We start from the raw sequence: 21,615 nt of genomic DNA on the forward strand, positions 1-21,615 counted from the left end.
TCCTCGACACTGGGCGCCTTCGTCACCACCGAGGTTCCCCCCATGAAGCCCCTCTGCTTGCTTGACCGTTTGGCCGCATTGGACACCAACACGGTGTCTGATGCCCTCGATTTCCTTGGCATCAAAGGCGCCACCGCTGGCCTGCGGCCCTTGTGGAACTGCCCCAAAATCGTCGGCCGCGCCAGCACCGTGCTGCTCGGCCCCAAAGGCGACAACCTGCCCACCGTGCACCTGATCACCCCGGTAGTTGAACGTATCGACAGCGATGACCGGGTGCTGGTGATCGCCGGAGGCCTTGAGGGCATCTCGTGCTGGGGCGATACCCTGGCCAATGCCGCTGTCAGCAAACGTGTGCGCGGCACGGTGATTGACGGTTTCAGCCGTGACATCGACGGCAACGCGTCCATTGGTTACCCGGTGTTTGGCCGTGGCGTAACCATGATCAGCGCACGCAACCGGGTGGTGCAGATCGACTCGGCGGTGACGATCACGGTCGCAGGCGTCGAGGTCAGTGAAGACGACTACGTAATAGCCGACAACTGCGGCACGGTGTTTGTGCCTCAAGCCTCCATTGAGCAGGTTGTGACGATCGGCGAGCGCATCACCCGCCGCCAAAACGCCATGGTTGACGCCGTTCGCGCCGGCCGCTCAGTGGCCGAGGTCATGCACGACAGTCAGTTCGATGCCATCAATACGGAGCACGCACAATGAATGATCAGCAGTTGGTCGCCCTGTTTGAAGGGCTGGACACTCCCGGCGTCTCTGATGCCCTGGACAAACTCGGCTTGCCCGGCCAGTGCCTGGGCATCGCCCCCCTGGCCAACTACACCCAAGTGGTCGTGGGGCCTGCATTTACCGTGCAATACGTTTCGGCGAGTGTTCCGCCGGGAACAGTGGGCGATTTTATTGATGACGTAGCCCCAGGCGACGTGGTGGTGATCGACAACGGTGGGCGTACCGACTGCACGGTCTGGGGCGACATCATGACCCAGTACGCAGGCAGCCGGGCCATCGCCGCCACGGTCATCGACGGGGTTTGCCGGGATGTCAGCAAAGCCTTGCATGACGGCTACCCGGTGTTCAGCAAAGGGCGTTTTATGCGCACCGGCAAAGACCGCGTGCAAGTGCAGTCGGTGAATCAGCCCGTGTCCATCGGCAGCGCCCGTGTGTGCGCCCGCGACATCGTCGTGGCCGACGCCAACGGCGTGGTCATCGTGCCGCGTGCCCGTGCTGCTGAAGTTGCCGCGTGCGCCCGTCAGATCGAGTCGGTAGAAGCCGAAATCCGTCAGCAGATCGCTCAGGGCAAATCCTTGAAAGACGCCCGCGCGGCGTTGGGCTATCACCACTTGCAGAGTAAGCACCGATGAGTATCAGTACTGACATCCAGCGCCTGAACCAGCGACTGGCCAGCGCCCAACCCTCGGCCACTTACCGCATCATGGACCGCGTGGCAGAACGCCGGGCGCAAGGGGCGACGATCATCTCGTTGTGCGCAGGCGAACCGGACTTCGACACCCCGGCGCATGTGCGCGCCGCTGCCATCCAGGCCATCGAAGCGGGCCATACCCGTTACACCCAGGTGGCGGGCGTGCGTTCGTTGCGCGAAGCCGTTGCGGCCAAGTTCCGCCGTGAGAACGGCCTGCCCGTGACCTGGGCCGACACCCTGGTGTGCAGCGGCGGCAAACAAGTGATCTACAACGCCCTGGCGGCCACTTTGAACGAAGGTGACGAGGTCATCGTACCGGCGCCCTACTGGGTCAGTTACCCGGAGATGGTTCAGTTGTGCGGCGGCCAAACCCGTATTGTCACCTGTGATGCCGAGTTCAAATTGACCCCGGCCTTGCTCGCCGCGGCAATCACGCCGCACACCCGCTGGTTGATCCTCAACTCGCCGTCCAACCCGACCGGCGCGGTGTACAGCCGGGCGGAGCTGCAAGCGCTGGCCGAGGTGCTGCTGGCCAACCCGCATGTGCTGATCCTGGCCGACGACATCTACGAGCATCTGATTTTCGATGACCAGGCGTTCTTCACCCTGGCTCAGGTTGAACCGCGTCTGGCCGCCAGAACCTTGACCATGAATGGCGTTTCCAAGGCTTACGCCATGACTGGCTGGCGCATTGGTTTTGCCACCGGGCCACGCTGGTTGCTGGAGGCCATGGAAAAACTCCAAGGCCAGCAGACGTCCGGAGCGTGCTCTGTGTCGCAACAAGCGGCGCTGGCGGCCCTGGAGGGTCCCAAGGATTTCATCGGGCAGAGCCGGGCCGCGTTCCAGGGCCGACGGGATTTGCTGGTCGAACAGTTGAACGCCACACCCGGACTGGAATGCGCGACACCGGCGGGTGCGTTTTACGTGTTTGCCAACTGTGCAGGGCTGCTTGGCAGAACGTCTGCCGGTGGGTGCGTGTTGCACACCGACGAAGACGTCGCCCATGCCCTGCTCGACGAAGCCAATGTGGCGGTGGTGCCGGGCAGCGCGTTTGGCCTGGCGCCTTACATCCGCATTGCCTATGCACTGGATGAGGCGTCATTGCTGGCCGCCTGCAAAGCGATTCGCAAGTTTTGCGACACTGTCAGTGGCTAGATAACCCTTTTTGTGGGAGCGGGCTTGCTCGCGATACGGGCAACACGATGTAACTTTTACACCGCGTCGGTCCAATCGCGAGCAAGCCCGCTCCCACACAAGCCCGCTCCCACATAAGTGTTTTGGGACTGGGGTTAACGCACAAACAGTTGCGAGGTGGTGATGGCCATGTCACCACCTGGCAATTTGATGTTGCCCACTTGTTTCATGCTGTCAGCATCAAACACCGCCACGTCGTTGTAGGTCCCGGCGAGGTAGATTTTGCTGCCGTCCTTGTTGAACGCGATGCAATAGTACGAATGGTCCAGCGGCGCCGACTGCAAGAGCTTTTGTTGCTTGATGTCGTACTTGGACAGACGGTTTAGCAGGCCAAACATCAGGTTCGGGTCTTTCGGTGAACGCATGCCGGTGAAGTAAATTTCGGTCAGCGGGCCAAAATCGGTGGTTGTCGCCTTGCCGGTTTTAAGGTCAACGCTGAGCTGGCCATACACATAATCGGCAGTGGCCAGATCCTGTTTCTCGTCCTTGAACTTGGCCGCGGTGTAGAGCAGCGAGAAATCGTGCAGGTAGCTCTGATGGTTCCAGAAATACAGCACGTCCGGAGAGCTGTAGCCTGGGCGGTTCCAGTGGCGGGTGGGGAGCAGCACATCGAACTTGCCGGTCTGCGGGTTGACTTTATAAAGGTCTGGCCCGGCCACGTACAAGCTGCCGTCGTCACCCGCCTGCATGATGCTTAATTGCCGGGGCGCCGGAAAACTGCGGATCGGCTTGGCATTCAGACCGGCATCGGTGGCGTACACATCAAGCCGCGGTTGCTGCACCTCGTAATGGTCGTTGAGCATCAACGTCGGGTTGGCGATGGTGTACAGCTCCTTGCCGTCCGGGCTGAGGGTGAAGCTGAACATGGCGCGGGCCTTTTCCCCCGGTTTTTGCGTGATGCTGGCATGGAACACCTGCTTGCAGGTGTCCAGCTCGACGCCATAGACATCGGCGTAGTGATTATTGAGCACGTACGCGGTTTTATGGTCCGGCGATATTTGCACCGAGCCCGGCCCGAATGCGTCCGGCATCTTGCAGGTTTTAAACAGCGTGTCGGTGGCCGCATCCACCACGTGCAGGTTGTTCGGGTAGTTGGTGAGCACCATGTACTCATGGCCGGTTTGCAATGCGCGATTGTCATCGGCCAACACGGTCAGCGAAAAGGCGCTGAGAACGGCAAGCGCGGCCTGGCCGCAGGTTTTGATGCTTGGCATGCTGGAATCCTTATTCTTGTTTACCCAGGCAAGTCATTTGTCTTTTGGAAAGACAGTCCCAAGGTTGCGCCAGTTTTCGTTGGACGCTTGAGCGTCCTTGTTCCAGTCCGGGTAGGTGCTCATCATGTCGGGCACCTGGGCTGGCCACCAGCACGGGTCGGAACAGCCGTACAGGTCAGACTCCATGGGCTGGCACAACGACGAGACGCCGCCAAACGCATCAATTTCCCAACCTGGGTCGGTGGTCGAGGTGCACCCCGCCACCGAGTTCATCGCCACCACTTCCTCGATCCGGTTTTCGGCCGCAGCCTCATCGAGTTTCAACGCTTTGTTATTGATTGCCTTGAGATGTTTCATATCAGTGAGCCTTGCGCGGAGTGATGTAACTGCTGATGAACGCAGGGTTTTGGGCCATGATCCGGGTGTACACCTCGATGCCGAAGTCGACCCAGTCACGCATCAATTCGCAGTAGTGATAAGTCGGGTGCGTTGCATCGCCATAGCGGGCGTAACTCTCGTGGTAGCAGCCACCGGAGCACAGATTACGGATCTGGCAGTCATCGCAGCCCGTGTTGGTGCGGTCCAGGCGTTGCGACAAAAAGTCATTGAGTTCCACTTGTTTTACCGCGCTGTGCACGTTGCCAAACGTGGGCAAGGTCGAGCCGGTAAAGCGGTGGCACAGGTTGAGTTCGCCCTTGTAGTCGACGGCCAGCATTTTCAGGCCTGCGCCGCATGGCAGGGCTTTTTTGTGGCCCTCATGGATGTCGGTAATCAACTGGTGCAAGTTGGAAAAACCAATGTTGCGGTGCTCCAGTGCCGCCTCCAGATAACGGCGGCCCAGGCGCTTCATGCTGGCAAAGACTTCAACCAGTTCGTCATTGCTGAGGTTGAAACTGCTGATATCACCGGAGGTCACCGGGGCAAAACCGACTTCAGCAAACCTCAGCTCGTTGAACAGGTGGTCCCAGATAGTTTCGACATCGGTGACACCAGTGGTCAGCGTCACCCTGGCACCGACCGGGCGGCTGTTGTAGCGCGACAAGAGCATTTCGGCCTTGCGCCGCACCACGTCATAGGTGCCCTGCCCGCCCACGGTGATGCGGTTGCGGTCGTGCACGGTTTTTGGCCCGTCAATACTCACGGACAACCCGAAACGATGGGCGTTGAGGTAGTCCACCGTGTCTTCGTTCAACAGCGTGGCGTTGGTGGTCATCACGAACTCCACCGACTTGCCCGCCTCGGCAAAGCGCTTCTCACAGTAATCGACCATATGCTCGATCAGCTTGCGGTTGCTCAACGGCTCGCCGCCAAAAAACACCACGGTAAAGCGCTCTTCGTCCGGGGACTCGCGCAAGAGCATTTCCACCGACGCCACAGCGGTGTCGATGTCCATTTTTTTGCCCTCGGAGGGCTTGTCCAGGTCTTCTTTGTAGCAGTAGGTGCAGCTCAGGTTGCAGCCGGTGTTGACGTTGAGCACCACGGTGTTGATGGCCGTGCGCTCAACCCGCTTGGCGGCAATGTCCGGAGTCAGTGGTGAACCGTCGCTGACCAGCTCCAGGGACATCAGCTCACGCAAGGTTTCAGTGATTTCTTCACCGTTAAAGCGTGAAGCCAAGCGTTGGATCAGGTCATCCGATGAGCAGCCGGGGCCACGCAGCGTATCGATGATGGTGCCGGTCAGCTCATCGCTGGCAAACAGCGATGAGCTGGGTATGTGAAACAGCATGCGGTCAGCATCCACGTGCACTTCGTGCAGGTTGCGTTCGACCAGATTCAAGATTGCGCCCATGCCAAACCTCCAGTGCGAGCCCCGTCGGCGGGGCTTGCGGTCATTCCGAAAAGTGTTTGTCGCCAGTGCTTGCAAAGGCCTTGCTTAGGGAATGGGTGGATTGTTCCAGCGTTGCACGGTGACGATCATGTGGCCCTCGCCAGTCAGCGCGTTGCCTGCATCATCGACCGCAGCAATCACCTTGAGGTTGCCGGCATTGTTGGTGGACATTTTGCGCGCAGGGTTCGGCCCGGCATCGCCCGGGGTGAAGATGCCGGTTTCAGCCTGCATGACACCCGCGAACTTGACGTCTTCGTCTTCCTTGGCCTGTTCGTTGAACGGCTCTACATGCCACTTTGCAGGCACTACACCGATGCGGTAAGGCTTGCCATCGGCCCCTTTGCCCCACGCTTCGGCGTCAAAGCGGCCCTGAACCTTGGGCGTCGAACCGCCGCCACCGCCAATCCGTGCCACCGAAAACTCAGGTACCACCTTGACCTCGGCAATCTGGTTGTACACCGCCAGAGCTGGCCCCTTGAGCGCGCCCACGCTGACCTCACGCAAGCCCGGCTGCGCATCGGCGCCAGCCTTTACCTTCAGCTTGATACGCGACGGGCTCTGCTCCAGCACTTCAAGCACCTGTACGCCCTGCCCCAGATTCGGGGTGCCGCTGAGGCCGCTGCCGATCAGGGTGATTTCGCTTTCACTGCCGGCTTTTACGTAGCCCGGCTGCACCGCAAGCACACGGTTGCTGCCCTCTTTGGCGGCGATAAAGTCCAGCCCGCGCTCGTCGTGATCGGCTTCAAACATGCGCCCTTGCAGGGTGTTGTCCTTGGCGGCGAACACCTGATGCATGTTGACCCCGTCGATCTTAACGTTGCCGCGCCATTCGTAGCCGCTATACAGCAAGGCGCTGCCTTCGCCGTTGAACGGCGCACCATCGGCATATTGGCCGGTGATCTTGACCTTGAAAGTATCCTCGCCGTCTGGCGCAACAGCCATCACCCCGGCCACTTCCCCTTTGCCCGGCAAGTGCCCGCTAAAGCTCCAGTTGCCTGCCAGGGTTTGGCTTTTAGGAGCAGCTTTCAGCCATTGCTGCCAGGCCGGGTTGTCCAGCGGATAACGCTCGGCCAGCATCGGCACCATTTGGGTACGCGCCAGATCAAACCAGTCACGGTCGCGGGACAAGGCCTGGTATTCCAGCGACGGCCATTGCCCGAGGTGGAAGTTCACCAGCCGCTCCCATTCCTGGGCCGGACGCCGTTGCAGGGCAATCCGCGCGCCGGAGTGGCAACGGGCGCACATTTGCGTGGTTTGCTCGTCGAAATGTTCGACTGTGTTCAAGCGTCGCTCAAGGGCATAGCGCACGCCGTCCGTTTCGCTCGGCGCCAGGCCTTGAGTGTCGGCCAGGTATTTGACCAAGGTGCGGCGATCCTCATCGCTGATCTGCAAGCCGTGCATGGTCTGCATCCGGGCAATGCTCATCAGCCAGCCTTCCGGGGTTTTGCGCTGATGGCTGATACGGCTCAGGCCGTTGTTGGCTTCGGGAATATGACAGCCCATACAGTTTTGCTGGAGGATGCTCTGGGCATCGCGGGCAGCCAGGCTGTCCGGTGCATGCAAGCCTGCGCAAACGGCCAGGGCCAGCAGGCTGGCGTTCAAGCCTGATCGGAGTTTTATCTTCATCAACGTCGGACCTCGCACGGTGCTTTCTTATTGTTGTGGCTTATCGTTTTGAAACGTCTGAATGGAGTAATACACGGAGCGTGCCAGCTTACGAAAAGCCCGGTAAATCAGCGAGATGGGCGGCGATACGAGTTTTGCCCCCCGTGTTTACAGGCATTGGGGCGTTTTATATCGAGACAGCTGTTGCACTCTGAGACGCGGCCAGAAGGCGCCCTTGTTGCGAAAACCGTCTCAAACCTGTCGCAGATTGCGACAACTGGCCAAGCCGGGCAGACGCTGTATGGCCTCAAAACCCTGCAAATACGGGGTAACGACAAACTGGCACAACCGTTGCGAATGCCCTCGGACACTAACAAGACGAGGACTCATCATGTCGCTTGCTGCTCTGCTCCCTGCCACTACGGCTTTTATTCAACGCGCCCCGCGCATGCTGGTTGGCGGCGCCTGGGTCGAGGCCGCAGACGGCCAGACCATGCCCCTGCATAACCCGGCCACCGGCGAAGTGCTTTGCGTCGTGCCCAAGGCTACGCCTGAGGACGTTGACCGCGCTGTTCTGGCTGCCCGCCACGCATTCGATGACTCTGCATGGACCCGTACACGGCCACGGGAACGACAAAACCTGCTGTGGAAACTGGCCGACCTGATGGAGCGTGATGCGCAGTTACTGGCGCAACTGGAATGCCTGAACAACGGTAAAAGTGCTGCCGTGGCCCAAGTCATGGACGTGCAGTTGTCCATCGACTTCCTGCGTTATATGGCCGGTTGGGCGACCAAGATCGAGGGTTCCAGCGTCGAAGTTTCGTTGCCGCTGATGCCCAACGATCAGTTCCACAGCTTTATTCGCCGTGAAGCGGTGGGCGTGGTCGGCGCTATCGTGGCCTGGAACTTCCCGCTGCTGCTAGCCTGCTGGAAACTCGGCCCGGCGTTGGCAACCGGCTGCACCGTGGTGCTGAAGCCTGCCGATGAAACCCCGCTGAGCGCGCTTAAACTGGCCGAACTGGTGCAAGAAGCCGGTTACCCCGAAGGCGTGTTTAACGTGGTGACCGGCACCGGGATCACCGCAGGCTCGGCACTGACCCACAACCCGCTGGTGGACAAACTGACCTTCACTGGCTCCACCGCCGTGGGCAAGCAGATCGGCAAGATCGCCATGGACTCCATGACCCGCGTGACCCTGGAACTGGGCGGCAAGTCCCCGACCATCGTCATGGCCGACGCCGACCTGAAAAGCGCCGCTGCCGGGGCGGCCAGTGCCATCTTCTTCAACCAGGGCCAGGTCTGCTGCGCGGGTTCGCGGCTGTATGTGCAGCGCAAGCATTTCGACAATGTGGTGGCCGATATCGCCGACATTGCCAACGCCATGAAGCTGGGCAATGGCCTGGATTCCAGCGTAGACATGGGCCCGCTGATTTCCGCCCGCCAGCAGGAACGTGTCGCGCATTACATTGAAATGGGCCGTGAAAGTGGCGCCACCATTGCCTGTGGCGGCGAGCAATACGGGCCCGGTTTTTTTGTTAAACCAACTGTGATTGTTGACGTTGATCAACAACATTCACTGGTGCAGGAAGAAATCTTCGGCCCGGTATTGGTGGCGATCCCGTTTGATGACGAAGCTGACGCCCTGCGCATGGCCAATGACAGCCCCTACGGGTTGGGTGCGAGCATCTGGTCAAACGACCTTGGCGCGGTGCACCGGATGATCCCGCGCATCAAGTCCGGTTCGGTGTGGGTCAACTGCCACAGCGCCCTCGACCCGGCGCTGCCGTTTGGCGGCTACAAAATGTCCGGCGTGGGCCGTGAAATGGGTTATGCGGCGATTGAGCATTACACCGAGCTGAAATCGGTGTTGATCAAGCTTTAACACCCATGTAGGAGCTGCCGCAGGCTGCGATCTTCTAAAAATCAAAAGATCGCAGCCTGCGGCAGCTCCTACAGGACGGGTTGGTAGCCCTGGCTTACTAACCAGCTTTTGAGCGCGCGCGCTTGCTCCTGGGTCAGGCCCGCCAACACGTTTTGTGCAGGCTCAGCCTGCAAACGCCGCAGCACAGGCGCGACTTCTACCCCTTGCACATGCCAGATCCCCAGTGGCTGGTCCGAGCTGATCACAACCTCGGCTTCATCGACAAAGCCATCGCGCAACACCGGCGCCCGCTCTATTCGCAGCGCGGCAAAATCTGCCTCGGCATGGGCTATCTGGCTGTCCGGCCAGTAGCGTCGCGCAGCCCAGAACGGTTGTTGCGGCCAGCGCTGTTCTTCGGCGTAGAAATCCCGGCCAATGCGCGCAAAGCGCATAAACAGCTGTTCGACCCGCTGCCGGTGAAAGCGCTGGGCCAGGGCCGCTCGTTCAGGTTTACGCAGGAGCGTGTTGATCACTACCGGGGCCTGTAACGCGGATGACAAGGACTGGAAAATCCCGTTGCCCGACAGCGGGTCAACCGCCATCGCCGCATCCCCGACCCGAATCCAGTTTTCGCCGCACACCTGCGGGCTCAAGATTGCCGTGCTGCTGCGGGCATGCAGTTGCACACCGTGTTGCCCTGAATCGGGAAAAAATGCTCGGGCCAGCGGCGAGGCCATTCGCTGCTGCTGGCAGTACTCCAGCAATTGCGCCTTGCCCGGCAGTTCGGCACTGGCCACGTCCACGGTCCATTGCCAATAACACTGGCCGTCCGCCCGGCGTGCCATCCATGCCCAGCCCTGCGCCAGGCTTTCAACGGCACTGGCGGTGTGGCCCGGCGTCGCTTGCCAGCGATTAAGCAAACTCACCGTCTCCGGGCCGCGCAGGCCTTTGCTGGCGGCAGGCGCCTGACGTCCTCGGGCTTCCACTAGAAAATCTGCCTGCAGCGGCTCGCGCCCTTCGAGGCTGATGCTGTGGCCGGTGGTTGATGACGCCACTGTCAACACACGGGCCTCGATCACGTTGACCCCGGCCAGACGCAGGTCTTCACGCAGCCCGCGATCAAAACACGGCCGATCCAGCAACCACTCGATGTTTTGTGCGTGCTGCTGGCCGTTCCACGCCACTTGCCGCTGTGAAGGCAATACCGCGTCGGCCACTGCCCGCTGTAAACCCGCTGCACGTAAAGCTTCCAGCACTCGCTGGGAAATGCCTTCCAGCGCGGCAAACCGGCGCCACTCGCTGACCAGCGTCACCGGGTAGCCCAATCGCCGCAAACCCATGGCCACCGCCGCACCCGCGGGGCCTGCACCCAACACCACAATCGCGCTCATCAGCACACCCGCCGCTCAGGCCCGTGATAGTGGGCATTGGTTTTGAGCCACTCCAGCAATTGCGCATTGGTTGCTTGCGGCTGTGCAAGCAGTTGGCTGGCAAGATGACCGCTCAAGGCCGCGCAACCGAGGCTCGCCCCCGATTGTCCGGCAGTGTTTGAACGTACGCAGGCGGCAAAATCCGCCTGTGCGGTATTCAGCCACGACCATTGGTCTTGCGTGCAACGGGCATCGCCGGTCACTCGCAGCACCTGCGGGTAACTGGCCGGGTACACGCCCTCGCCCTGCGCCGGGCTTGAGGCACACAGCAACACCCCGCGTGCCACCGCCAATTCACACGCCTCGCGCAACAGGCTGCGGTCCTGGCGCAAGCCAAGGCTCAAGTTGATCAGGCGCACGTTTTGCGTCAGCAGCCAGTCAATTGCCGCCGCAATCTGCAAGGTGCTGGTGACCCCGCGCTCATCGAACACTTGCGCCACGCAAAACACGGCAGCCGGTGCCCTCTGGGCGATGGCCTGAATGACCGCAGTGCCGTGCCCCAAGGGATCGTTCTGCAACTCGCTGTGCAACAGTTGCCCATCGAGCAGGGCAAACCTGCGCCCTGCCACCACCTGCGGCTGTTGCGCGGGGGCATGGCCGCTGTCAACCACGCCAATTCTGAGTTCAGGCTTCATGCAGCACCTTGTTTGCTGTCAGTTGGCCGGCCTGCAAATGCAAACACAGGTCGGCGTTGGCCAGGGTTGAAGGCCGGTGGCTGATCAGTATTCGCGTACGCCGCGCAAACAGGCGGTCGATGGCCTCAATCACTTCGCGTTCAGTGGCCTCATCGACGGCCGAGGTGGCTTCGTCCAGCACCAGAATCAACGGGTCTTGCAACAACGCCCGGGCAATTGCGATCCGTTGCTTTTGCCCGCCCGACAACTGCTGACCACGCTCGCCCAACGGGCTGTCGAGGCCTTCGGGCAACTCGGCAATCAAGCTATCGAGTTGCGCCAGCCTGGCAACTGCGGCGACCGCTTCACGGCTGGCCCCTGGCACCGCGTAAGCCAGGTTATCGGCCAGACTGCCGCGAAACAGCACGATGTCCTGGCTGACCACTGCAATCCGGCGGCGCAGCGCCAGCAAGTCCAGTTCGCGCAGGTCAACACCGCCCAACAACACCCGACCGGACTGTGGGTCGTGGTGGCGTTGCAGCAGGTCAACCAGGGTCGACTTGCCAACCCCGGAGCCGCCGCTGAGGGCGACTTTGCTGCCGTACGGGATATGCGCATTAATGCCGTTCAGGGTGCTGGGGCGGCCCGGATGGCTAAAGTGCACGGCCTCGAAACGCAGGTCGCCCTCGTCTGGAAGCGGTTTGGGGTTCGAAGGGCTTAGCACGGCAGGCTGTTCGCCGCGTAATTCCATGACCCGGCCGAGGCTGACGGTCATCCGCTGAATCGCCACGTACAGCCCGAGCAGGCTTTGCACCGGCCCGATGGCCATGCCCAGATACGTTGAAAAAGCGATCAGCGCACCGAGTTGCCAGGTGCCCTGCACGACCCAATAGCCGCCGATCAAAAACACGCAGGCCCGTGACAACGAGGTCAAGGTGCCTGGCACGGCCTGGGTGAAAAACTCGGTGACTTGCAGGCGCAGTAACTGGCTCATATAGCCTTGGCCCAGGGTTTCAAGGCGCTTGGCTTCACGCTGCTGCTGACCGGCCGACTGAATAAACTTCATCACCGGCAGCGTCTCGACCATAAACGATGAGACGTCAGCCGAGCGCTCGCGCAATTGCCGAACATCACGTTCCACTTTTCGCCGCATCCAGCGCAGCCAGAGCACATCGAGCGGGATCAGGATCAAGGCCAGCAGCGACAGCTTCCACGACAAGGCCAGCAACATGCCCAAGGCCACCAGCAAACCAATGATGCTGGACACGGCCGAGAACAGTGAATCCACGGCAAAGCGCTGAATTTCGGCGACATCGCCGTCGATCCGCGACATCAGATCACCAATACGCCGTTGCCCGTAGAACCCCGGCGACAAGGTTTGCAGGTGCTGGTACAGGTCATCACGCAGGGCAAACAGAATCCGCCCGGACAGCCGGGTGTGCAGGTAACGATTCACCCCCGAGAGCGCCGTGCCCAATAGCCCGGCAACGATCATCAGCCCGGCCACCGTCGCCAGCACCGGGAAATTGCGCGCGAGCAAGCCGTCATCAATCAGTTGTTTGGTCAGCCACGGCTGTACCAGCACAAGCAACGAGGCACACACCGACAAGCCCAGCAGCCCGGCAATCGCCAAGCGGTGCGGGCGAACAAAGCCGTACAGCCAGTGCAATGCCTGATGCAACGCTTGCGGGTTGGGGCTGTCGATCAGCCCGACGATCAGGCGCCGCATCACACGCGCAACTGTTTGAGTTTGCGGTACAGGGTGGCCCGACTAATGCCCAGCGCTTCAGCGGCCGCAGACACATTGCCCTGGTGGTTGTCCAGGGATTGGCGAATCAGCTCGAGTTCGTTTTCGCGAATACTGCCCGCCGGTGGGCGCTCGCTGGCGCTCAGGTCATCGAGCAGACTGTCAGGCAGATGCTCAAGGGTCAGCTCGGACTCGTCAGGCTCGCGCATGGCCAGCAGCGTGCGCAGGACCATTTCCAGTTGGCGGATGTTGCCCGGCCAGTGATAACCGTCGAGCAAGGCTTGCAAGTCGAGGTGCAGAGTCACGTGCGGGGCCTGCAACTTGCCCAGCAAGCGGGCAATCAAGGCACTGAAATCCTCACGCTCGCGCAGGGCCGGCAGCATCACGCTGATGCCATTGACCCGGTAGAACAGGTCTTCGCGAAAGTGCTGTTCGTGGACCAGTTGTTTGAGGTCACGGTGGGTGGCGCAGATCAGCGCGACGTCGATGTCTTGCTCTTCGCCTGCGCCCAAAGGTGCGACCTTGCGGTCTTGCAGCACCCGTAACAGGCGCGCTTGCAGGGCCAGTGGCATGTCGCCGATTTCATCCAGAAACAAGGTGCCGCCGTGGGCCTGTTGCAAGCGGCCGATCATGCCGCCACGGCGCGAGCCGGTGAAGGCCCCTTCGCGATAGCCAAACAGCTCGGACTCAATCAGGCCTTCAGGGATTGCCGCGCAATTAACCGCAACAAACGGCTTGGCGCTGCGGCTGCCGGCCATGTGCAAGGCACGGGCGACCACCTCTTTGCCGGTGCCGGTTTCTCCCAGCAGCAATACCGGCAGCTCATTGGCCAGGCCCTGGCGCGCCATACGCAAGGCACGGGCGTAACGAGCGTTGTTACCGGCCAGCGCCTCCAGATCAGGCGCGGGCGGCGTGGTTTTCGGCGCCGTGCGTGGCGCCGTCAGCACATTCGGCGAACGTTGTGGCGCACGCAGGGTTTTGTAGAAAAATTCGCCCTGGGCAGTTTGCAGGCTGCCCAGGGCGCCTTGTTGCAGACGAGCCAGCAATTGCAGGCCATCAAGCCCGAGGAACGCTTCGCAACGGTGCCCTACCAGCGCCGAGCGTTCAGTGCGCAATAATTGGCAGGCCTGGCCACTGGCCGCGAGGATCTGCCCGCTCAGGCTGACCGCCAACAAGCCTTGCCACGGGGACTCCAGGTACTGACGGCGGCTGTGGAAGGCCAGCACGATGTGCTCCGAATAGCTGGTATTGAACACCCGGCTTTCAATCTGGCTGACAGCCATGCCCAGTAACGCCGTGCTGTCGTGCACGCGACCGAGCGGCCCTTCACGGGTCAGGTCGAGCACGCCGAGTATGTCGCCTTGCGGGCAATGAATCGGCACTGAGGTGCAGGAAAAACGGCTCAGACGATCCAGATAGTGCTCGCCACAGTCGATCAACATGGGTCGGCCTTCGACCAGCGTGGTGCCCAGTGCGTTGGTGCCGCGTGCGGCTTCGCTCCAGCAGGCGCCGAGGGTAATGTCCGGCACCCCGCTGCCTTTGAGGCGGTCGGCGCGGCCCTCCACGGCCAGAATAGTGGCGTCGGCGTTGGCCAGAATGATCAAGCCGTCCTTGCCCTGACGCTGGTTCAAGTAATCAATGGCCGGCATGGCCGCGTCGATCAGTAACTGGTTGTTGGCCAGTAACAGGTCAAGGCTCGCGGTGGTTTGCAGGCTCAGTTCATGCTGGCCACTCACGGGCACACCGTGGTTGAGGCTGCGACGCCATGAGGCGTCGATTTCGGCACGCAATACGCCACTGGGCACCAGACCTTCGAGGTGCAGTTTTTCCCTGGCCAGGCGAACTTCGTGAAGGGGCTTGGGCAGAAGTGTTTTTGTAAGAGTCATCAGGCGCTCCACAGCAGTGAGCTTTGCGATTTTTATTTTAGATCTGCGCACTGTTACCAATCTTTACGTTAACGTAAGGGGAATGGCAAGATTTGAAATCCAGTAAAGGACGATCACGGTATGCACCACATCTCCCCTTCCTTGCAAGACACCGCTGCGCCTGAAGGCGTTTGCTATGGCTGTGGCAGCAATAATCCCCATGGCCTGCACATCAAGAGCTACTGGCATGAAGACGGTGTTCACGTTGTCGCAGAGCATTTGCCGGATGCGCGTTATTGCGGCTGGCCTGACCTGGTGTACGGCGGGTTGATTGCGATGCTGGTGGATTGCCACTCGAACTGGACGGTGATGGCGTATCACTACCGTGCGGAAGATCGCCAGCCAGAGAGCTTGCCGAGGATCAACTGCGTCACCGGCAACCTGGGCATCAAGTTCATCAAACCCACCCCGATGGGCGTCCCGCTAACGCTGCGTGCCTGGGTTGAGGGGGATGTCGGACGCAAGAGCCGGGTGATCTGCGAGGTGTATGCCGGGGACGTGCTGACGGCGGTCGGGGACTCAGTGTTTGTGCGGGTCGATGCCGGGAAGTTGGCGGATGCAGCCCATGATCGCAGTTAATATTCAACCTTAGATTTATCTCCTATCTATCTGATTTATATAAAACTCTGTAGGAGCGAGCTTGCCTCGCGATCTTTTAAAAGATCAAAAGATCGCGAGACAAGCTCGCCCCTACAGATCGTATGTTCATGAATAATTATTCATGTTCATGGTTGACGCATCGGGTGACCAATGGTCAGATGCGCGCCTGTTTCAGGTGTCCTTGGCCATCGCGCCCAGGGTGAAACGGGAAGCCGGTACGCCTTTTCAGGTCAATCCGGCGCTGCCCCCGCAACGGTATGCGAGCGAAACATTCAAGTAGCCACTGTGCTTTGGCATGGGAAGGCGAATGTTTCATGACCCTCGTGAGCCCGGAGACCGGCCTGATCCAACATATGGCACTCCGCGGTGGGCGGATGCAGGCCTTGGCGCGCGCATAGTCCCTCCCTGCCCGTCATTTTTCTGCGTGAGCTCCCTGAGTGCCCGTTTTGGTTCAACCCGACGGCGCCTCCATGACCCCTGCAACCCGACTGCCCGCTGCTACCCCTTTTGTCTGGCCCGACCGTGAGGCTGCGTTTTATGCCGAGCATCTGGCCGCCTCCAATTATGTGGAGCGCGTGGGCGGACGCTTGCTCGAGCTGCTCGGCCCGCAACAGCAATTGCTCGATATTGGCGCCGGCTCGGGGATTCTCGGTCGCCATTTGCTGATGCCTTGTGGGCAGTGGACGGTGGTTGAACCCAACGCCTTCATGCGTAGCAGCATTGAGCAACTGGCAGCCCAGGCACCGAGTGTTGAACTGAACCTGCACAACGGCCTTTGGCAGGACTTGCCGAGTTTGCCGATCACCCCGACCGCAACCGTGTTGTGCGCGAATATCCCGGTGGCAGACGGCCAGGCCCTGGCGTTTGTTCAGCAGGTTCGCCCGCTGGCCACGCGCACCCTGGTCTGGAACCTGCCCGCGCAGGAAGGCCCGCGCACGTATTGCCTGTCCGGCTTCTTGCCGCCGCAACTGCACCGCAGTGACATGACCCCCGGCTACCAACTGACGCTGGCCGAGCTGCCGGATCGCTGGCAACCCGACCAGATCCACTTCACCGACTGGGCCTTTAGCACGCTGTTTGCCTCACCGGATGCGGCCTTGATGCACTTTATGGAAAAACTCGGTGCCCTGGATGGTGCGGCGCAAGGGCTGCTTGAACGCCACCTGCAAGACCACCTGCAAAAAGTGCCTGGGGGTTGGCTTGCCAGTGCCCCGAAACGGGCGGCCAGCTTGATCTGGCACGCGTAAATAACTCCTATAAAAATGCCTTCGGACTTCTCCATGCTCAACCTGTGCAACGCCCCTCTGCGCCATTCGTTCAGCGCAGCCGTGCCGCTTTGGCTCGGTGTCAGCCTTGCGGCCTTTGCCGCAGAAAACCCCTCGGTCCTGCACATGGACTCAACCCTGGTCAGCGCACCGCGCGCCGGTGAGTCGCTCAAAGATGTCACCAGCACTGTGCAGGTGATCGACAGTGACCAGATCGAGCGCTCCTCGGCTCGCAACCTTACCGATTTGCTGGCCGAGAACGCCGTGGGCTTTTTCAGTGAATGGACGCCGGGCCAGACCTCGATCAACATCCGTGGCGGCAACACTGATGGCCAGGGCCGCGATTACCGTAGCCAGGTCACGGTACTGGTCAACGGCCGCCGCGCAGGTACGGCGAATATTTCCAAGCTGTCCCCGGCGCAAGTGGCGCGCATTGAAGTAATTCGCGGCCCCGCCTCGGTTATTTATGGGAGCCAGGCGATTGGCGGGGTGATCAATATCATCACCCGCAATGGCCGCAACACCCAAGGCGGTGGCGCAACCTTGCAGGGCGGTTCGTGGGGGCTGGCACAGGGCAGCGTGTACCAAAGTGGCAGTTCAGGCCCGCTGGATTACTACCTTGGCCTGGACAACGGTCGGCGTAATGACTACCACAGCGCCGATGGCACCCAGAAAAACACCTCGTGGAAACGCCGCGGCGGCCTGTTGGCATTGGGGTACGAGCTGTCAGAAGACCAGCGCCTCGACCTGACCGTGCGTTCAGACGGCATCTATGACGCAGGCTTTCGCGGTTCGCAGTGGAACTACGGCAACTACGACAATCGCTACAACCAGTCGGTAGAGCTCGACTGGGTCGCCAAACCCACCGAGTGGCTGAACTGGTCTTCGCAGGCTTATGCCTTCCGTGACATTGACGATCTGCACTGGGGTTCGCCAGTGCTGGGCAATGGCAACCCGGGGTTCAGCAAAGACCACATCGAGCGCCGTCTTGAAGCTTACGGTATCAAGCTCACGCCGCAGTTTTTGCTGACGCCAAGCACTGATCTGTTGGTGGGCCTGGACCTTGAAAAGAGCAAGCTGCGCAACGATCGCTTCCGTATTGCCGTCAACGGTTCTACCAGCAGTCAGGTGGCGCCTTATGACATCAACTCCGATGACCTGAGCGCCGCGTTGTACGCCGAAATCGTGCAGCGGATGATGGACGACCGCCTGACCCTGCGCGCGGGTGCGCGCTACAGCTATGGCCAGTCGAGCACGGTCAAGACCGACTACATGCCGCTGCTGGACGAGAAAACCCGAGACTTCGACAAAGTCACCTACAGCCTCGGCGCCGCCTACGAGGCCATGCCGGGGGTCAAGCTGCGGGCTGGCGTATCGACCGGTTTCCGTGCGCCGCTGGCAGGCGAGCTGGCAGCAGACTTCACCACCATCAGCGGCACGCAGACGCTGGGCAACGCCAACCTCAAGCCCGAAACCAGTCTGCAATTCGAAACGGGCGTGACCCTGACCAATGCCAACCAGTTCTTTGACCTGGCGTTATTCCAGAACCGCATTCAGGACCGCATCACCACGCAGCCGGTGACCAAGAGCATCAGCCAGTACGTCAATGGCGACGGCGATGCGGTGATCCGGGGTCTTGAAGCGCAATGGCAATACGATCTGGCCAGCGCCCTGGCCCTCGGTGACGAACGCATCCTGCGCCTCAACACCAATGCGGTGTGGAACTTCGACATGGACGACAAAGGCGCAGCGTCGACCTTGACCGGCCCGTACCGCGACAAGATCCAGCGCATGTATCAATACCAGGCCAGCCTGGCGCTGACCTATGGCCGCGAACGTGACTGGGACGTCGGAGTCAACGGCATTTTGCGCGGCCCGGTGTACTACCGCACCGAAGAAAAACTTCTCAACCCGGACACCAATTACGTGTACCGCAAGGCACCGTTCTGGGTCTTTAACCTGCGCGGCAATTACCACCTGAACGAGCAATTAAGCCTGTTTTGCGGGGTCAATAACCTGTTCGATATCGAGCGCAGCACGTTGTTTATCGCCACCGGCAACGATTCGCCATTGGCCGACCCACGGGCCTCCAACGGCGGTTTGGGCAACAGCAATCCGGGGCGTGAGCTGTACCTCGGCGCGCATTACCGGTTCTAAGCCGTATGCGCTGGCTTGTGCTGCTGTGTCTGCTGGTGAGCCTTGTATCCAGGGCCGATGACGGCTTCCCGCGGACTGTGGTCGATGCCCTGGGCCGCGAAGTCACGCTGACGCACCCGCCCAAACGGATCGTCGCCATCTTCGCCAGTAACGTCGAGATGCTGGCGGCGATCGGCGCCGGGGATGCCATTGTCGGCGTCGAGGCGTTTACCCGGTACCCCGCCGACATTGCCGAACGGGCCAAAGTTGGCGGGCGTCTAGGGTTTTCTGTGGAGGCCATCGCCCGCCTGCAAGCTGATCTGGTGGTCATGACCCCGGCCCGGCAAGCGGCAACCCTGGTGGAGCCGCTGCAACGCATCGGCATACCGGCGCTAGTGCTCAACCACCGCGATCTGGAGGCCGTGCTGGCCAATATCCGCCTCCTGGGCCAGGCCACCGGCCATGAGTTGGGCGCCGAGCAACTGATTGAACGCCTGCAGGCGCGACTGGATGCCGTGCAAGCGCGCTTGGCCGGGCAGCCTGCAGTGCCGGTGTATCTGGAGACCGGCAGCAATGATCGCGGCCAGTACCTGACCTTGCGCGGGCACAATTACACCAGTGATATTTTGCGCTTGGCTGGCGGCACTAACCCGTTGGTTAACAGCCGCCTGAGCCAGGTGGGCGGCGAGTCGGTGTTTCAGGCCAACCCAACGCGCATTATCGTCGCGGGCAGCCCGCAACAGGCGGCCAGCCTGACTCAACGGCCGGGATGGCAAAGCATTCCGGCCGTCGCAGCAGGCCGTGTCGACAACATCCCCAGCGCCTTGTTGTTAATACCCGGCCCGCGTGTGGTCGAAGGCGTCGAGCAGTTAGCCGCGCTGCTGCACCCTGAACTGTTCCCGCCCCTTGCCGAGACCTCGCCATGAGCGCCGCCAACAGACGCTATCGCCTGCTGTGCCTGACCCCCTTGCCAGCGATTTTTATCGGCCTGTGGCTTGGCGCCGAACTGGCGCACTGGAGTGACTGGTGGGCGCTGTGGCGAGGCGATGAAACCCCGTTTGCGCAACTGCTGATGACCTGGCGCCTGCCCAGGGTACTGGCGGCCTTTTGCGTGGGCGCTTGCCTGGGTTTGGCCGGGGTGATCTTTCAGGGGGTGTTCCGTAATCCGCTGGCCGAGCCGTACTTGCTGGGCAGCGCGCCGGGTGCGGCGGTCGGCGCAGCCATCGCGTTACTGGTGCCCTTGCCCTTGGCGATGTCGTTAAGTTTGCCGCTGCTGGCCTTCGCCGGTGCCTGGGGCGCGACGTTATTGGTGCTGCTGATCACTCGCCTGACCCGCATCAACGACACCAGCGGCTTGCTGCTGGCCGGGATTGCCGTGGCGGCGCTGCTCGGGGCTTTGCGCAGCCTGCTGTTGCTCGCTTTGTCCGATGAAACGGTGAATTTGCAGGTGGTGTTGAGCTGGACGCTAGGCGGGATTCACACCCCGGACTTCCCCGCACTGGGTTTGCTGGCCTTGCTGACCGGGCTGGCCTTGATTTGCGCACAACGCCTGGCCCACGGCCTGGACCTGCTGGGCCTGGGCGATCATGTGGCCTACAGCATGGGCTTGCGCCCGCAGCGTTTTATCAATCTGTCGCTGTTATTGGCCGCAGCCATTACCGCATTGGCGGTGTCCTGGGGCGGGCTGGTGGGGTTTGTCGGGCTGGTGGCTCCCCATGCGGTGCGCTGGCTGATTGGTCCCACCCACAAACGCTTGATAGTCGCCAGCGCGCTCACCAGCGGCGCCTTGCTGGCGTTGCTCGACGGCTTGGCGCGCAGTGTCTTGCCGCCTGCCGAAATCCCCTTGGGGCTGCTGACCGCCTTGTTGGGGGCACCGTTTTTTCTGCTGCTATTAACCCGTGCGAGGCCCGCAGCATGAAGGCGAACCCGGTTTTACAGGCACACGACTTGAGCGTGCACCACGCTGGCAAAGCCGTGCTGCACGATTTTGATCTCGACTTGATGCCCGGTGAATTGCTGGTCCTGGTGGGGCCCAATGGTTCGGGCAAAAGCAGCGCCTTGCGGGCGCTGGCCGGTGTGCAGGCGCTGAGTGCCGGGCACGTGCAGTTGCAGCAGCGGGCGTTTCAGCACTGGCCCGCGCCACAGCGTGCGCAAACGTTGGCGTATCTGCCGCAAGACTTTCGCAGCCAATGGGATTTACAGGTCCAGGAACTGCTTGATTTGGGTGCCCGGCGCAATGCCGCCCGTGTCGGGCAGCCGGTGTCGGCGCAATTGATTGAATCGCTGGATATCGGCCATTTACTGCAACGGCGACTGTCGCAGTTGTCGGGCGGCGAGCGTGCCAGGGCTGGCATAGGCTGGGCGCTGGCGGCGGATTCGCCGATTTTGCTCGCCGATGAACCGACCGCGGCGCTGGACATAACCCATCAACTCAACCTGCTGAGCTACCTGCGCAGCCGCTTGGCGTACTGCGCGCAATTGCTGGTGCTGCACGATCTGGGACTGGCCATGCGCTTTGCCGACCGTATTGCGGTGTTGGCCGATGGGCGTTTACTGGGGCACGGCAACCCGCAGGTGGTGCGGGAAGCGGGCTGGCTGGAGCAGGCCTTCGGCCTGGAGTTCGCCTGGCATGACAGCGCCCACGGGTTGTACCCGATTCCGCTGGGGTGAACCTTCCTGTTCGGCAGTTCAATCTGTAGGAGCGAGCTTGCCTCGCGATCTTTTAAAAGTTCATGAGTGCGCTGAAAACCTGACTAACCTGGCGCATCCC

The 21,615-nt window shown here is 61.2% G+C and carries 18 protein-coding genes and 1 riboswitch; of the genes, 10 read left to right on the forward strand and 8 right to left on the reverse strand.

The window, feature by feature from the left end:
• Window positions 1-42 precede the first annotated feature (42 nt).
• The 3 genes from AAEZ03_RS01850 to AAEZ03_RS01860 are packed head-to-tail and all read left to right on the forward strand — an operon-like array spanning window position 43 to window position 2,581.
• Window positions 43-711, forward strand: a complete 669-nt coding sequence (locus tag AAEZ03_RS01850; RefSeq protein ID WP_350575502.1) for an RraA family protein — start codon at window positions 43-45, stop codon at window positions 709-711.
• Window positions 708-1,367: an RraA family protein gene (locus AAEZ03_RS01855; RefSeq protein ID WP_123749231.1), complete on the forward strand. Its 660-nt coding sequence runs from the start codon at window positions 708-710 to the stop codon at window positions 1,365-1,367. Before AAEZ03_RS01850 ends, AAEZ03_RS01855 begins: the two co-directional genes overlap by 4 nt.
• A 2-nt stretch (window positions 1,368-1,369) precedes the next feature.
• On the forward strand, window positions 1,370-2,581 hold the full coding sequence (locus AAEZ03_RS01860) for a pyridoxal phosphate-dependent aminotransferase (RefSeq protein ID WP_350575550.1): 1,212 nt from the start codon (window positions 1,370-1,372) through the stop codon (window positions 2,579-2,581).
• Window positions 2,582-2,715: 134 nt separating this feature from the next.
• Here the strand turns inward: AAEZ03_RS01860 and peaD are convergent, their stop codons facing one another.
• From peaD to peaA, 4 genes are all read right to left on the reverse strand, one after another.
• Window positions 2,716-3,834 (reverse strand): quinohemoprotein amine dehydrogenase subunit beta, encoded by a 1,119-nt coding sequence (peaD, locus tag AAEZ03_RS01865; protein ID WP_350575505.1) that lies wholly within the window; start codon window positions 3,832-3,834, stop codon window positions 2,716-2,718.
• 33 nt (window positions 3,835-3,867) lie between these two features.
• The gene (qhpC, locus tag AAEZ03_RS01870) at window positions 3,868-4,191 is read right to left on the reverse strand and encodes a quinohemoprotein amine dehydrogenase subunit gamma (RefSeq protein WP_048372098.1); all 324 of its coding nucleotides are present in this window, start codon (window positions 4,189-4,191) and stop codon (window positions 3,868-3,870) included.
• Between the two features lies 1 nt (window position 4,192).
• Window positions 4,193-5,623, reverse strand: a complete 1,431-nt coding sequence (gene peaB / locus AAEZ03_RS01875) for a quinohemoprotein amine dehydrogenase maturation protein (RefSeq protein ID WP_048387612.1) — start codon at window positions 5,621-5,623, stop codon at window positions 4,193-4,195.
• 84 nt (window positions 5,624-5,707) lie between these two features.
• Entirely contained in the window at window positions 5,708-7,288 is a 1,581-nt protein-coding gene (gene peaA / locus AAEZ03_RS01880) for a quinohemoprotein amine dehydrogenase subunit alpha (protein ID WP_350575510.1), read from the reverse strand.
• Between the two features lie 370 nt (window positions 7,289-7,658).
• On the opposite strand from peaA, the gene AAEZ03_RS01885 reads away from it, so the two are divergent.
• Entirely contained in the window at window positions 7,659-9,149 is a 1,491-nt protein-coding gene (locus AAEZ03_RS01885) for an aldehyde dehydrogenase family protein (protein ID WP_088500402.1), read from the forward strand.
• Between the two features lie 68 nt (window positions 9,150-9,217).
• Here AAEZ03_RS01885 and qhpG read toward each other — a convergent pair whose 3' ends face one another.
• Genes qhpG through AAEZ03_RS01905 form a run of 4 tightly spaced genes read right to left on the reverse strand, consistent with a single transcriptional unit; the run spans window position 9,218 to window position 14,805 of the window.
• A complete protein-coding gene (gene qhpG, locus AAEZ03_RS01890) occupies window positions 9,218-10,519 on the reverse strand; it encodes a flavin-dependent monooxygenase QhpG (RefSeq protein WP_350575513.1) in 1,302 nt (433 codons plus the stop codon).
• Entirely contained in the window at window positions 10,519-11,193 is a 675-nt protein-coding gene (qhpE, locus tag AAEZ03_RS01895) for a subtilisin-like serine protease QhpE (protein ID WP_350575516.1), read from the reverse strand. The genes qhpG and qhpE overlap by 1 nt, the downstream gene beginning before the upstream one ends.
• A complete protein-coding gene (locus AAEZ03_RS01900; protein WP_350575519.1) occupies window positions 11,183-12,901 on the reverse strand; it encodes an ABC transporter ATP-binding protein in 1,719 nt (572 codons plus the stop codon). The genes qhpE and AAEZ03_RS01900 overlap by 11 nt, the downstream gene beginning before the upstream one ends.
• Entirely contained in the window at window positions 12,901-14,805 is a 1,905-nt protein-coding gene (locus AAEZ03_RS01905) for a sigma-54-dependent Fis family transcriptional regulator (protein ID WP_350575521.1), read from the reverse strand. The genes AAEZ03_RS01900 and AAEZ03_RS01905 overlap by 1 nt, the downstream gene beginning before the upstream one ends.
• Window positions 14,806-14,925: 120 nt before the next feature.
• Here AAEZ03_RS01905 and AAEZ03_RS01910 point away from each other — a divergent pair, with 120 nt between their 5' ends.
• The 6 genes from AAEZ03_RS01910 (at window position 14,926) to AAEZ03_RS01935 (ending at window position 21,515) form a co-directional block, all read left to right on the forward strand.
• Window positions 14,926-15,423, forward strand: a complete 498-nt coding sequence (locus tag AAEZ03_RS01910; protein ID WP_262125063.1) for a PaaI family thioesterase — start codon at window positions 14,926-14,928, stop codon at window positions 15,421-15,423.
• A 177-nt stretch (window positions 15,424-15,600) separates the two neighbouring features.
• A riboswitch (cobalamin riboswitch) is annotated at window positions 15,601-15,803 on the forward strand.
• Between the two features lie 111 nt (window positions 15,804-15,914).
• Window positions 15,915-16,691, forward strand: a complete 777-nt coding sequence (locus tag AAEZ03_RS01915; protein ID WP_262125064.1) for a class I SAM-dependent methyltransferase — start codon at window positions 15,915-15,917, stop codon at window positions 16,689-16,691.
• 33 nt (window positions 16,692-16,724) lie between these two features.
• On the forward strand, window positions 16,725-18,866 hold the full coding sequence (locus tag AAEZ03_RS01920; protein WP_350575525.1) for a TonB-dependent receptor: 2,142 nt from the start codon (window positions 16,725-16,727) through the stop codon (window positions 18,864-18,866).
• A 5-nt stretch (window positions 18,867-18,871) separates the two neighbouring features.
• Entirely contained in the window at window positions 18,872-19,771 is a 900-nt protein-coding gene (locus AAEZ03_RS01925) for an ABC transporter substrate-binding protein (RefSeq protein ID WP_350575528.1), read from the forward strand.
• On the forward strand, window positions 19,768-20,763 hold the full coding sequence (locus tag AAEZ03_RS01930; protein ID WP_153332588.1) for a FecCD family ABC transporter permease: 996 nt from the start codon (window positions 19,768-19,770) through the stop codon (window positions 20,761-20,763). Before AAEZ03_RS01925 ends, AAEZ03_RS01930 begins: the two co-directional genes overlap by 4 nt.
• A complete protein-coding gene (locus AAEZ03_RS01935) occupies window positions 20,760-21,515 on the forward strand; it encodes an ABC transporter ATP-binding protein (RefSeq protein WP_350575531.1) in 756 nt (251 codons plus the stop codon). The genes AAEZ03_RS01930 and AAEZ03_RS01935 overlap by 4 nt, the downstream gene beginning before the upstream one ends.
• Window positions 21,516-21,615: the final 100 nt, after the last annotated feature.

It is taken from the genome of Pseudomonas sp. HY2-MNA-CIBAN-0224, from assembly GCF_040310285.1.
Classification (GTDB): Bacteria; Pseudomonadota; Gammaproteobacteria; order Pseudomonadales; family Pseudomonadaceae; genus Aquipseudomonas; species Aquipseudomonas helleri.